We start from the raw sequence: 12,660 nt of genomic DNA, 5'->3' as shown, positions 1-12,660 counted from the left end.
GCATCCTTCGAGAACCGCAGAACTCCGCTCCCAGACGGCCGGTCTAGCGCAGGGTTAGCGCTTGCCAGAGCTGTTGAGAGAGAATCCGCGAGTACTCAACGGTGATGTGATGAGAATCTCGGTACATCAGAGTTGCTCCCACGATGACGCCGCACCGTTCAGAATCACAGAACGCATCCGTCAAATCGACGAACTGTGCTCCGATCGCTTTACTCGACACGATATTTGCCGCTGCGAAGTCTGCCTTGATGGCGTGCGATCGCGACTCCGAGCATGCCAGCGCATCGTTGAGGTGTTGAGCAAGGCAGAGGGCTGGAGTCTGCGGGAAGGACGGAGTATCACTGATTACCGCGACGTCAATTGTCGGATCAATAGCTTGCCTCAACGCCTCATAGCCCCGAGCCCAAGACTCTGGGGAAATGGCGTCACCATCAACGCCGATGTAGCTCGAGAAGTTGGAGACGATAACCATGCTTGGTCTTAGCTCGTTTATCTGCGCAACAGAGTTATCTCGCCACTCGTCACAGGCACGATATGGCACGTTCTCTAGCTCAATTGCGACAGGGATAGAGGGACACGACGATTTCGTCAAATTGTACAAAGCAGTTCCGTGTGCCGCGGACGATGCTTCTAAGGCCGGGAACCATTGAGCAGCATGGGAGTCGCCAAAAAGCACAACTCGCGACGACGACTCAGTATCCCCGAACACACAATCGGGCGCGACGACCTCGGCTACCCCGAGATGGCAACCGCTGGCGTAGGTTGAAGGCACACTACCGCTGGCCTCAGCCAAGGACGGCAGCATGTTGGAGGGGACGAACTCGCTGAAAACGAGTTCGTCAAGCGGGCCGACGATCGGGGTGGCCGTTCGCCCAGCGTCAGTCGGACGCAGCGCACCTGCAGCCAGCGAACCGAGCGCTACGGCGATGACCGCAGTCGAGGCTACGAGTCCGACAATCAGCACTCGACGCGGAGAGCGGCCCGGCATCGTGGAACTGCGTATAAACGGGAACTCAACGAACCGGAAGAGTAGCCACGCGAGCGGTACAGAGCACAGTGCGGCGGCCACGGAAATGAACGAGATTCGGTCTTCAGCAACCGGGCGGAGATAGGCAAGCAGCACTATCAATGGCCAGTGCACCAAATAGAGCGAGTAGGAGATCGTTCCCATGAATTGCACAACCGGGAAGTGCAAAAGGACCAGCGGACCGCTCATTCGCGCTCTCCCACCGAACCAGATCAGCAGCGCCGCGCCGAGTACTGGCAACAGCGCCGCAGCCCCCGGAAATTGGGTGCTCGAACTGTACGTCGCTGCCGCGAAGAGGATACCGGCGAGACCTAGCCAAGCAAAGCTGGCCGCCAAACGGACACTGGGCAACGGCAGCTTGCCTGCAGCGATTGCGACAAGTGCCCCAACCCCGAGTTCCCACGCTCGCGAGGGCAATGAGAAGTAAGCCCAGGGAGGGCTCACCTCGACCAGCACGACGCTCATAATGAATGACGCTGTGACTGCCGCAACGATCAGTGTGATCCGCACCCAGTCCTTACTTGCCACGCGCCACAGCACGAACAAAAGTAATGGCCAGAGAACGTAGAACTGCTCCTCGACACCGAGAGACCAATAGTGCTGAAAGGGCGAGGCAGCCGTCTCGGCTAAATAATCCGTTCCACGAATGGCGAAAACGAAGTTGGGCACGTAAAGCACTGTCGCAATCGCATCCTTCGCTACCGATTTGAGCAATTCAGCTGGAAGAACGACGAATGAACCGACGATGGTGAGCGCTGCGACCGCCAACGAGGCCGGCAAGATTCGTCGAGCTCGTTTTGAGTAAAATCGCGCGAAGCGAATCGTGGAGCTGCTCGCAAGTTCGCTGAGCAGGTGGTTCGTAATCAAGTAGCCGGAAATAACGAAAAAAACGTCGACGCCGATGTATCCGCCGGGGAGCGGGAGTCCCGCGTGATAAACGAGAACCAGTACAACCGCGACCGCGCGCAACCCATGGATGTCAGCACGGAAGCCTGCTCGCTCGAACGGCTGCACTGCCCGCAACGACACCTGATTAGACGACATTCGCCCTCCGCCCCCTCATCACGTCTCGACGCAGCCGCTGGCGAGCTGCCAGTCCGTCTCCGTGGCAACGAGCCTAATTAACCGATAGCCCGTCAAAGTACTGTCGTGATCTCCAGGCCGATTCCACAATGTCAGAAACTGAGTATCGTGCGCGCCACCCGGTAAGGTCCTGGATGCCGTCTACGACGCCGACAACGGCCGCGGGATCGCCAATACGACGGCCGGCGACTTCGACCGCCAGGTCGCTTCCGCTTACCGCCAGAATCGCCTCGACCATGGTTCGCACAGTCGTGCCGATGCCGGTACCGATATTTAGCACGGTGTTTCCCGGTTGTTCGGGCAGGGCATCGAGCATTGCGAGATGGGCATCAGCGACATCGCTCACGTGCACATAGTCGCGCACGCACGTGCCGTCGGAGGTGTCGTAATCGTCCCCAAACACAATCGGGGCTAGACCCGCTGCTATTTGCTCGAAACAGATCGGGATGAGGTTGAGTGCTTGAGTATCGCCCAATTCGGGCGTGCCAGCCCCACCAACGTTGAAGTACCGCAGGCTAGCGGCCCGCAAGGGCCACGCTGCGGCGCAGGCCGTGATCAGTTGTTCGCCGACGAGCTTTGTCGCCCCGTAGGGATTGATGGGTGAGGTCTGCGCCGCCTCGCTGATCGCGCCGGAGGCATCGCCATACACCGCTGCGGACGACGAGAATACAAGCTTCGTTACTCCGGCCCTCTCCATCGCGAGCAATACCTGAGCCACGCTGCCGACGTTTTGTTCGTAGTACCACGCAGGATTCACAACTGACTCGGCGACTTGTTTTTGACCTGCAAAATGAATGACGGCGTCGATGCGATGCTCGTGCATCAACGTCTCGAGCTGAAGAGCGGATCCATTGGCGAGGTTGCCTTCCACGACAGGGATGCCGGGGATTCGATCGCGAGAACCCGTAACGAGATCGTCGACGACGAGAACGTAGTCGCCACGCGCCTCTAAGAGCCGTGAGGTGTGCGCCCCGATGTAGCCGGCCCCACCAGTAACTAAAACTCTCATGGCGCCAGTCTAAGAACAGTCCTGCCCCTTGCCGGGATGCTGAAACCTAAGAGCTGCAATTCACGAACTTCGCCACGCTCTGGCTCAGCGCGCCAGTACCGCCCAGAATATAAACCTTGGATGCCGCAAGGTCCTTGACATCCTGCAGCACTGGTTTCGGAACGCACGTTGGTTGCACGATATAAAGCGGAGCTGCCGTCGCTCCGGCAATCGCCGCACCGGAGAGCGCGTCTGGGAAGTTTGTCCCTGTGGCGAAGTACACAGAACTTGCCGTCGAGAAGGCAGCGCCGTTAATGGCTTGCGACGTCGCATAGCGATTCGAGCCACCGTAGCGTGTGACGTTCGCTGTGCCAAAGATGCTGTTGAGCTGCGCTTGAATTCCGTTGGACATCACTCCGGTGCCTCCCGCAATGAATACCTTGGTCGTTCCCAACGAGGTCAACAGCGCAAGCGTTTTGGCGTCGAGCGATGAGCTAGTTCCCCGAACCAGCACGAGCGGTCCGCCTAGGCTAGCGGCAGCGGAGCTGGCCGAGAGAGCATCAGGGAAGTCCGTTCCAGTCGCGAGGTAGACCGAGGTGGTCGCTCCCGCCGGGAACGCGCTAGTCGCGATGAGTCGAGAGGTTTCGTAGCGATCGCCACCATAGATGCGCTTCACCGAGGGTGAAAGGCCTTGCAGCTGGGTAGCCACCGCGTTAGAAACCACCGTTGGGCCGCCCAATACGACAATTTCTTGGGGCTTCAATCGCACGAGTTCGGCTTTGACGCTCGTTGGCAGCGAGTTAGCTTCCACAAGAAGCAATGGAGCCTTCTGCACCGCGGCAGCAACAGAAACACTCAGTGCGTCAGCGAATGCGGCGCCGGTGGCAACGTACACACGCTCGACGCCGGGTGTGGGGTAGTTCTTGTTGACGAGCGCTGCAGACACTGCATAGCGGCTTCCGCCACCGATTCGCTCGACAGTGGCTGCCGGCTGAATGCTTGTCGGGTTGCCAAACCAGGAGTAGTAATAGTTCCAGAAGTTACGGTTTCCGTACGAAGAGCAGTCGTCGCCCAACCCTCCGAGATTTGCCAACGCTGCGGCATTCGGCACGTAGGGGGTGTAGTTGTAGAGAGCGGCTGTCGCGTAGTTCACGATGTTGATTGACTTCGCGCCACACGCAGGGTTATTGGGGAAGTACGCGATCGTGTGAACGCCGGGCTGCTTGGCAAAGTTAGCTGCCTTGTAGGCCTTGAACTGCCGGGTCCCCGTATACACCTGGTACCCGAAGCCCTCGTAGGCCTCGCCACAACCCTGCGGAGTGTCCGGGCAACCGTATCCCAGCGCGTAGTTGATGTTGTGGTAGCTGGGGCTAGTGCGCGTGATCAGCCCTTGTTCTTTTTGGAGTGTGGCGAGGATGACCTTCGCGCTAATCCCGCAGGCTACTTGTGCCCGGTAGATCATTGTCGACGCGAGCAGGTTGCTGCCGCCCGGAATCGCTTCACAGATCAGGTTGCCCGTGGTTTGAGAGACTTCTCGAGCGCGAGTGGTGACGCTTTGGCGCAAGGTCTTGAGCACGCCCGTCTTGGCGTTGAGGAAAGCCTGAATCTCGGCTTCTGTCATCGCGCTGCCATTGTAGAACTCATCATCGCTGATGATGTTTCCGGGATTGAATTCGCTGCCGGTGTAGGCCTCAGCGGGGGTCGCTGAACCTTGAACGACAGCCCCGGAGGCAAGCACTGCGATCGCCCCAACGATCGCGGTTACCCGAAACAAACGACTCTTTACAGCCATAAACTTATTCATCAAACATCCCCCCGGCCAAGCTACGTTGTTAAAGGATATGTCTTCTGGGAGAATTGTGAAGTCCCTCTTTGAGTGACACCGCGAGTTGCTCCACGCTCCAAGATGAAACTGCGCTAGTGCAGGAACCCTTCGAGAACCTCGGCCGAGAGCCGACCGTCATGCACAGCACGCACGAATGCTGGGCCTTTTTTAGCCTGCTGGATGAAGTGGTCACGGTCTGCGCATATCGCCAAGAGAACCTCCTCAACGCTGTCGACGGTTGCCTCGATCACCGGGAGTTCTCGATCAACGGCGTCTTCAACGTGCGCGCGCACGTCGTCGAAGACATGAGCGATGACGAGCCGTCCCGCAGCGAGCGCTTCCACCGCGGTGACCGAGTAAGTGCCGATGCGGAACTGTTCTAAGACGATGTCCGCTTCTCGATAGAGCGCCGGCATTTGTGCTCCTGGCACCCCAGAAACTCTCTTGTATTCGATAACTCCGTCATCATGAAGTCGCGTGAGCACTGGCTCGATCAGGTCGGAGCCTTTGATCCACGCATTTGACGGCGCATGAAGTACCCGTGGTCGCGATCGCTCCAGAATCGGCGACTCGTTCTCCCAGCGCTCCGGCTCAACTACCAACGGAATCCACGTTGCCGTTGGCCAGTCCCCTAATAAATCTGGCGTCGTGACAAGAACCGGCGCGTTTAACCGGCCCAGCGCCGCCCGGTTCTTCTCGACAATCGCCTTCACTCGTTCGGCTCGTGGGTTGGTTTCGTGAAAGGGGGACCACTTGTCGCGCTCGCGGTGTAGCGCGGGCGAACGAAGATCAGACCCGTGTGAGAGCATCACGACGTGGATACCGTGAGAACGCAGCTCCGCAACCTCGGCTTCGAGACCACCGTTCACGAGATCGCCGAAGAGGGGCATCTGTGCCTCATAAACAACGTGCGTGAAGTTCGCTAGAACATAGGCACGTTGTCGCTTCTGCCATCGACGGGATGAACGAAAGACATTCGGGGGCACCGAAATATCGGCAGGAAAGCCGAAATTGCCAATTACTCGCTGCATGCTCACGGCACCGATGCCAGGAAGCGCCTCGATTGCGCGCGCATAGCGATCGCCCTGCCCGGCATAGTTTGCGGGACCGATGAAGACTCGAATAGGAGTTGACGGGACCGGACTCATCCGCGGCACATCCGAAGCCCGGTACCGGAATTTTTTCGCCCGTAGTCGCCCGCCGATCCAATCAGGCAGTCGAGACCGAAGTGCTTGAAGAGTGCGGTTCACAAGGGAAGTGTCTCACGGGCGTGTGGCGACCACGGCAACGCAGTGCCGTCCTCATCTCAGACGACAGACCGAGGCCGACGGAATAGGATGGATCCTGACCTGACGCTTTTCCCGCGATCGCTACGGAGCCTGAATGCACGACACGAACGCTCTGCGCCACCCCAGCGCCGATATTGCCGCGACAGCGACGCTCGCAGAGAGCGTCCGCGTCTGGCACTACGCCCAGATTCGAGAAAACGCCAGCGTGGGAGAGAACTGCATCGTCGGTCGCGGCGCCTACATCGGCAGCGGCGTAGAAGTTGGCCCCAACTGCAAAATTCAGAACTACGCCCTTGTGTACGAACCCGCAAAACTTGCCGCTGGCGTCTTCATCGGCCCGGCTGTCGTGCTCACGAACGATCACTTTCCTCGCGCCATCAACGCTGATGGCACACCGAAATCAGCGGATGATTGGCACCCCGTCGGCGTCGATATTCGCGAAGGAGCGTCAATCGGCGCGAACAGCACCTGCATCGCACCCATCGTGATCGGTCGCTGGGCACTCGTCGGGGCGGGCTCAGTTGTCGTCAAAGACGTGCCAGATTTCGCGCTCGTCGTTGGCAGCCCAGCCAAGCGCGTTGGATGGGTTGGCACTGCTGGCCATCCTTTAAAAGAAACATCACCCGGTGAGTGGAGCTGTCCGGTCACCGACGCGAAGTACCGCGAAATAGCGTCCGGTCAACTAATTGAGGTGCAGAGTAAGTGATTCCCGCAGCTAGGCCACAAATCGGCCAAGAAGAACGCGAAGCCGTTGACCGCGTAATGCGTTCCGGAATGCTCGCGCAAGGTCCCGAAGTTGCGGCTTTCGAAACCGAGTTCTCAGCGATCGTCGGCGGAGCACACTCCGTAGCGGTCAACTCAGGAACGTCCGCGCTCCACATGGCGTTTGTCGCTGCTGGCGTCGGCCACGGTGACGAGGTCATTGTGCCATCGTTCAGTTTTGCGGCAACGGCAAACGCTGTAGCGCTCGCGGGGGCCACCCCGGTGTTCGTCGACATCGAAGAGGACTACTTCTCGATCGACCCCGCAGCCGTCGAAGCAGCGATCACCCCCAAGACGCGTGCCATCATGCCAGTGCACCTCTACGGTCACCCCGCACTCATGGTCGAGCTCACAGAAATTGCTCAGAAGCATGACCTTCTCGTCTTCGAGGATGCCGCTCAAGCTCATGCCGCCTCTGTCAATGGGATCCCGGTTGGCAACTGGGGCATTGCCGGGTCGTTCTCGTTCTACCCCACCAAAAACATGACGTCAGGCGAAGGCGGGATGATCACCACTAGCTCCGACGAGCTCGCTCGCATGGCCAGAGTCTTGCGCAACCAGGGAATGGAACGCCGCTACGAGAACGAAGTTGTCGGGTTTAACACTCGCATGACCGACATCCATGCAGCGATCGGTCGTGTTCAACTGGGCAAGTTGGCGGGGTGGACCCAGCAGCGTCAAGACAACGCGCACTTCTTTGACGCGAACCTCTCTGGCGTCATCACTCCCCCCACTGCCGAAGGCTCGGTTCACGTCTACCACCAGTACACGATCCGTGTCGTTGACCAAGACCGGGATGCGTTCGCAGAAGCTCTCGCCGCGCGCGGCGTGGGAACCGGCGTGTACTACCCCACCCCGATCCACCGACTGCCGTCCTTCAGACTCGACTTGGATCTCCCGGTAACCGAAGAAGTCGCCACTCAAGCACTGTCGCTGCCCGTCTATCCCTCGCTGACTGAGCAAGAACGTGACACCATCGTCGAGGCAGTAAATGACGTCGCAAAGGCAGGCAGCTAGATGACATTACGCGCAGGCGTACTCGGGCTCGGAGTGATGGGCCGACACCACAGTCGCGTCCTCAATGAACTCGAAGGCGTTGAATTTCGCGGGGTTTACGATCCCTCACCAACCGTCGCCGACCAGATCGAAGGAAAGCCGGTTGTTCGCGATCTGGAAACCTTCCTCGATATGGGCTTTGACTACTGCGTCGTTGCCGCACCGACCACCTACCATCTCGACATCGGCCGTACACTCGCCGAGCGTGGCATCCACGCCCTCATCGAGAAGCCCGTCGCTTCGACAACCGCAGACGCCATCGAGCTGCGTGATCTTTTCACTACTGCCGGGCTTATTGGCGGCGTCGGCCATATCGAGCGCTACAACCCAGCCCTACAGTCTGCTCGCAAACGCATCGAAGAAGGCCTGCTTGGTGAGATCTACCAAATCTCGACACGGCGACAAGGGCCCTTCCCCGGCCGGATCGCCGATGTGGGCGTCATCAAAGACCTAGCGACTCACGACATTGACCTGACCGCGTGGGTAACTCAGCAGGAGTACGTCTCCATTAACGCGCGAACAACCTTCCGAAGCGGCCGCGAACACGAAGACATGGTCGTCGCAGTCGGAACGCTCAGCAAGGGCACTATCGCCAGCCACACGGTGAACTGGCTCACACCCTTCAAAGAGCGCACCACGATCATTACCGGCGAGAAGGGTGCGCTTGTAGCCGATACCCTGACCGCCGACCTCACCTTCTTCGAAAACGGAGTGGGCCGCCACGAATGGGACGACATTTCACAGTTCCGTGGCGTCACCGAGGGCGACGTCACTCGATTTGCGCTCGACAAGAAAGAGCCACTTCGGGCTGAACACGAAGCGTTCAGAGACGCCGTTCTGTCGCGCGAGACTGGGGGCATCGTGACTCTCGCTCAAGGTGCGTCCGTCGTGGCGATCGCCGAAAAGCTCGTGGCAGACGGGCTCGAACACCGTATCAGCGGACTCTAAGCCGCGAATCACACCCCCAGTACCGCGAGGCGCTTATTCCTCGGGGGCGTGGTGCTGTGCTTGTTCGCGCGTCAGCGCTAACTGCCGAGCCATTTCTGTTAGATCATCCTCAAGACGGCGAAAACGGCGGTACGTCGCGCCGACGAACGCGAGAAACGCGAGCACCGTGATGTAGAGCAAGAGGTCTGTGCCACGGCCAACACCCAAAAGCCGAGCGGCAAAGGTCCACACCTGAGGCGCGATGATCGACGATCCCGCGGCGAGGATGAAGATGAGCATGAAAATACGCTGAACTGCCTGGCGTCGCGCTCCCCCTCCGCGGAGGGTCAGAAGTGCGACTAACACCACTGCTATCAGCGCGAGGATCTGAAAAATTATCGTCATGATGCCCTACTTAAAGATTATTTCCACGAGGATGTTCACGGAGTTCAGCACAGACTGCCCTTTGCTACGGGAATAGTCCGTGTACACGATATGCGTCGGATGCTCGGCCCACGTTGCATGATGAAAACGCACTTGATCAATCAGCTCTGAGGCGTGCGCCATCCGGTTTTGCTTCAATTGCATCTTCATCAAAAGGTCACGGGAAATGACTCGCAGACCGTTGTGAGCATCGGTGAGCGCCATCCCGGTCGTCATTCGCGTGTAGCCCGTTGCGAGCCGCAGCACCGCGCGTTTGAGGCGGCTCATATCGGTGCGGTCATCGAGAAACCGCGAGCCAATCACGATGTCGAGGTGCTCGTCGCGCAATTTCTGCACCATGTCGAGCGCGTCAGCAACCTGATGCTGGCCATCGGCATCGAACGTGACGATCTCGGTCATTTCAGGAATGGTGCGAACGAACTCGAAACCGGTTTGAAGGCTTGCACCTTGGCCAAGGTTGATGGGGTGGCGCACCACGATCGCCCCGGCAGATTCCGCCTGCGCGACAGAATTATCAGTGGAGCAGTCGTCAATGCAGACGACGTGGGGAATCGACTTGCGCAACTCGGTAACAACCGAAGCAATGACGCTTCCTTCATTGAACATCGGGACAACTGCCCAGGTCTGCGCCATCTCACTAGTTTCGCACAGTCCGGCCGCTGGCGACCGACTTGGCAGCGGTTAGGATTGGCTCATTATGGCGCATAGCAATCGACGAGCCCTCATCATTGTGATGTCCCCCACGACGCGAGACCCCCGCGTGCTCCGCAGACCGTTGCATCGCTCACCGTCGAGCACATCGAGCTTATGAAGAAGAATTCAGACCGTGCCGCGCATGAAATCTCAGCAGAAACAGAACGCACGGTATTTTTTGACTCAATCAGGAGAGACGTCAGTTGACTTCACGACGCATATTGCTCATTTCGTACTCGAATCTCAAGGACGACCCTCGAGTCCGTCGCCAGATCGATTGGCTGTCGGCTGACGGCTGGTCGATCGATACTCTCGGGCTTGGCGAGCACCCGGCGAGCGCCGCGGATTCTCACTACGCTTTGCTGCCGCAAGCCCCCTGGGTTCGTGCTCGCTGGGGATCGTTTTTGGTGTACGGAGCGCTGCCATCTCAAGCAAAGTTTCGCTACTTGATGCTGGACCGAATCCCCCAAGAGCTGCTCAGCGCAATCGCGTCAGGTGCCTACGATTGCATCGTCTTCGAAGACTACGACTTTTTGCCCCTTCTGACCCTGCGCAAGGTCTTCACCGGAGCTGCACTCGCCAAGCAAATCCATCTCGATATGCACGAATACCGCGATCCTCAGCTCGAGCTCAACAGCATCCGCCGTATGCTCACCGATCGCTACTACCGTTGGCGGCGCTCGCTCATCGGGCATTCAGCCATCGACACGCGCACAACGGTAGCGAGCCGTATCGCCGAGCTTTACGTCGATGACTTCGGCGTAACGTTGCCCGAGATTGTTCGCAACAGCCCTCCGCGAGAGGATCTGACGCCGTCTGAAGTGTCCGATGACAACATTCAGCTGGTGTTTCATGGCATGGCAAGTTGGGCTAGAGGATTTCAGGAAATCTTTGCCGCGCTTCCCACCATTGACAAACGCTTCTCATTCACCTTCATGCTGACCGGCAACCCCACGCTAATCGCGCAAGTGAAAGAACTTGCACGTCCCTTCGGTGAGCGAGTCAGTTTTGTCGATCCCGTTCCCATGACTGAGGTGCCTTCTCGAATCAACGAGTTCGACCTCGAAGTCATCTTCTATCAACCCACCGCCGTCAACCTCGAGTTCTCGCTCCCGAACAAACTCTTCGAGGCCATTCAGTCGCGTATGGGAGTCGTTATTGGTCAAAGCCCGATGATGGCGCAGATCGTGAATGAGTTCGGAGTCGGCGTAATAGTGCCGGGGTGGAGCGCTGCTGATCTCGCCGCAACGATCAATGGCCTCACCGCCGCAAAAGTTCGTGAACTCAAGAATGCCTCTCATCTCGCCGCCGATGCTCTCAGCGCCGAGACAGAAGGTGCCGCCTTTATCGCCGCGCTCGGTCGGTACCCGGACGCAACCAACAGTTCCCCCGAGCACTCGCGATGACAGCTCAACGGAAACGCGCCATCATCGCGAGCCGGGTGTACGCGCCAGAAGGAACCGCTGCCGCGTATCGCCTGGAACAACTCACGATTGCCCTTGAAGCGCGCGGCTACTCCGTTGCCGTACTCACGACGCGCGCGCCTGGCGGCCCGCACAGCACCGCGCAAATACGGCGTTGGCCGGTACTGCGCGATAGCTCGGGATCGGTTCGTGGCTACCTCCAATATGCGAGCTTCGATATACCTCTCTTTTTCCGACTGCTGTTCGCGCCACGAGCAGCTTTTGTGGTCGTCGAACCACCACCCACCACCGGCCTCGTCTCCCGGATCGCTCTGGCTGTGCGCCGAATGCCCTATTTCTACTACTCCGCCGATGTCACTTCTGCGGCCGTTAAGACAATCAACGCACCCCGGCTAGTCGTCAAACTCGTGACGGCGATGGAGCGGTATGTGCTCAAAGGCGCCCGTGGCGTCCTCGCTGTATCCGAGGGAGTACGTCAAGAACTCGACGAGTTGATGGATGACACCTCGAAGGTCACTGTCGTCGGCACTGGTGTCGACACCTCGATCTATCGTCCGGATGGACCCCACGCACCTGCGGATGCCCCGTACTTCGTTTACGCCGGCACAATGTCTGAGTTTCAGGGGTCGGAAGTCTTCGCTGAAGCATTTCTTCGCGTCGCTCAGCAGCATCCGACTATACGTTTGGACATGTTCGGCGGCGGAGTTGATGTCAAGAAACTCAAGAAGATCCTCGAACCTGCCAGCGATCGCGTCACCTTTCATGGGTTTGTCGAATCAGCGGTCGTCGCGGCCCACCTTCGTGGAGCGCAGGCAGGACTCGCTTCGGTGCGCCCCGGAGTCGGGTACGACTTTGCCATCCCTACCAAAGCCCTTGTTTCGGTAGCGTGCGGAACCCCGTTGGTATTCGCCGGCGTGGGCCCGATTCGAACGTTGGCAGCCGAACACGCACTCGGTTGGGCTGTGGATTGGGACATTGCCGCGGTGGCCGAAGCGATGCTCGACGCGGCCAACTCCAGCGCTACCACTCTGGCCGCGGCCAAGATTGACTGGTTGGGCGCACACTATTCGCTTCAGGCCGCCGCCGAACGTGGCTGCGATGCCATCGAACTCAGCTTGGCCAGCTCAACGCTGAAGTAAAGT

At 58.9% G+C, this 12,660-nt stretch carries 11 protein-coding genes; 5 read left to right on the top strand and 6 right to left on the bottom strand.

The window, feature by feature from the left end; genetic code table 11:
* Positions 1-43 precede the first annotated feature (43 nt).
* From FFT87_RS06435 to FFT87_RS06420, 4 genes are all read right to left on the bottom strand, one after another.
* The gene (locus tag FFT87_RS06435) at positions 44-2,071 is read right to left on the bottom strand and encodes an acyltransferase family protein (RefSeq protein ID WP_219950488.1); all 2,028 of its coding nucleotides are present in this window, start codon (positions 2,069-2,071) and stop codon (positions 44-46) included.
* Positions 2,072-2,144: 73 nt separating this feature from the next.
* A complete protein-coding gene (gene galE, locus FFT87_RS06430) occupies positions 2,145-3,119 on the bottom strand; it encodes a UDP-glucose 4-epimerase GalE (protein ID WP_219950487.1) in 975 nt (324 codons plus the stop codon).
* Positions 3,120-3,165: 46 nt separating this feature from the next.
* On the bottom strand, positions 3,166-4,890 hold the full coding sequence (locus FFT87_RS06425; RefSeq protein ID WP_219950486.1) for a cell wall-binding repeat-containing protein: 1,725 nt from the start codon (positions 4,888-4,890) through the stop codon (positions 3,166-3,168).
* Positions 4,891-5,015: 125 nt separating this feature from the next.
* Positions 5,016-6,173, bottom strand: a complete 1,158-nt coding sequence (locus FFT87_RS06420) for a glycosyltransferase (protein ID WP_219950485.1) — start codon at positions 6,171-6,173, stop codon at positions 5,016-5,018.
* A 133-nt stretch (positions 6,174-6,306) separates the two neighbouring features.
* On the opposite strand from FFT87_RS06420, the gene FFT87_RS06415 reads away from it, so the two are divergent.
* The 3 genes from FFT87_RS06415 to FFT87_RS06405 are packed head-to-tail and all read left to right on the top strand — an operon-like array spanning position 6,307 to position 8,978.
* Positions 6,307-6,918, top strand: coding sequence for an acyltransferase (locus FFT87_RS06415; RefSeq protein WP_219950484.1), 612 nt, complete (start codon positions 6,307-6,309; stop codon positions 6,916-6,918).
* Positions 6,919-6,974: 56 nt separating this feature from the next.
* Positions 6,975-7,991, top strand: coding sequence for a DegT/DnrJ/EryC1/StrS aminotransferase family protein (locus FFT87_RS06410; protein ID WP_255560127.1), 1,017 nt, complete (start codon positions 6,975-6,977; stop codon positions 7,989-7,991).
* Positions 7,992-8,978, top strand: coding sequence for a Gfo/Idh/MocA family protein (locus tag FFT87_RS06405; RefSeq protein WP_219950482.1), 987 nt, complete (start codon positions 7,992-7,994; stop codon positions 8,976-8,978).
* 33 nt (positions 8,979-9,011) lie between these two features.
* Here FFT87_RS06405 and FFT87_RS06400 read toward each other — a convergent pair whose 3' ends face one another.
* Positions 9,012-9,362, bottom strand: coding sequence for a DUF2304 domain-containing protein (locus FFT87_RS06400; RefSeq protein WP_219950481.1), 351 nt, complete (start codon positions 9,360-9,362; stop codon positions 9,012-9,014).
* Positions 9,363-9,368: 6 nt separating this feature from the next.
* Entirely contained in the window at positions 9,369-10,034 is a 666-nt protein-coding gene (locus FFT87_RS06395; protein ID WP_219950480.1) for a glycosyltransferase family 2 protein, read from the bottom strand.
* A 263-nt stretch (positions 10,035-10,297) separates the two neighbouring features.
* Between FFT87_RS06395 and FFT87_RS06390 the strand changes: the two genes are divergently transcribed.
* Both FFT87_RS06390 and FFT87_RS06385 read left to right on the top strand, forming a co-directional pair.
* The gene (locus FFT87_RS06390) at positions 10,298-11,500 is read left to right on the top strand and encodes a glycosyltransferase (RefSeq protein WP_219950479.1); all 1,203 of its coding nucleotides are present in this window, start codon (positions 10,298-10,300) and stop codon (positions 11,498-11,500) included.
* Positions 11,497-12,657, top strand: a complete 1,161-nt coding sequence (locus FFT87_RS06385) for a glycosyltransferase (RefSeq protein WP_219950478.1) — start codon at positions 11,497-11,499, stop codon at positions 12,655-12,657. The genes FFT87_RS06390 and FFT87_RS06385 overlap by 4 nt, the downstream gene beginning before the upstream one ends.
* The last annotated feature ends 3 nt before the right edge of the window (positions 12,658-12,660 follow it).

The organism is Salinibacterium sp. M195 (assembly GCF_019443965.1).
In the GTDB taxonomy this organism is placed as follows: domain Bacteria; phylum Actinomycetota; class Actinomycetes; order Actinomycetales; family Microbacteriaceae; genus Rhodoglobus.
This window is presented reverse-complemented; position numbering and strand designations above follow the sequence as displayed.

Coding starts and splice junctions, on each gene's coding strand:
- FFT87_RS06435 (WP_219950488.1), bottom strand. CDS start 2,071: ATGTCGTCTAATCAGGTGTCGTTGCGGGCAGTGCAGCCGTTCGAGCGA.
- galE (WP_219950487.1), bottom strand. CDS start 3,119: ATGAGAGTTTTAGTTACTGGTGGGGCCGGCTACATCGGGGCGCACACC.
- FFT87_RS06425 (WP_219950486.1), bottom strand. CDS start 4,890: ATGGCTGTAAAGAGTCGTTTGTTTCGGGTAACCGCGATCGTTGGGGCG.
- FFT87_RS06415 (WP_219950484.1), top strand. CDS start 6,307: ATGCACGACACGAACGCTCTGCGCCACCCCAGCGCCGATATTGCCGCG.
- FFT87_RS06410 (WP_255560127.1), top strand. CDS start 6,975: ATGCGTTCCGGAATGCTCGCGCAAGGTCCCGAAGTTGCGGCTTTCGAA.
- FFT87_RS06405 (WP_219950482.1), top strand. CDS start 7,992: ATGACATTACGCGCAGGCGTACTCGGGCTCGGAGTGATGGGCCGACAC.
- FFT87_RS06400 (WP_219950481.1), bottom strand. CDS start 9,362: ATGACGATAATTTTTCAGATCCTCGCGCTGATAGCAGTGGTGTTAGTC.
- FFT87_RS06395 (WP_219950480.1), bottom strand. CDS start 10,034: ATGGCGCAGACCTGGGCAGTTGTCCCGATGTTCAATGAAGGAAGCGTC.
- FFT87_RS06385 (WP_219950478.1), top strand. CDS start 11,497: ATGACAGCTCAACGGAAACGCGCCATCATCGCGAGCCGGGTGTACGCG.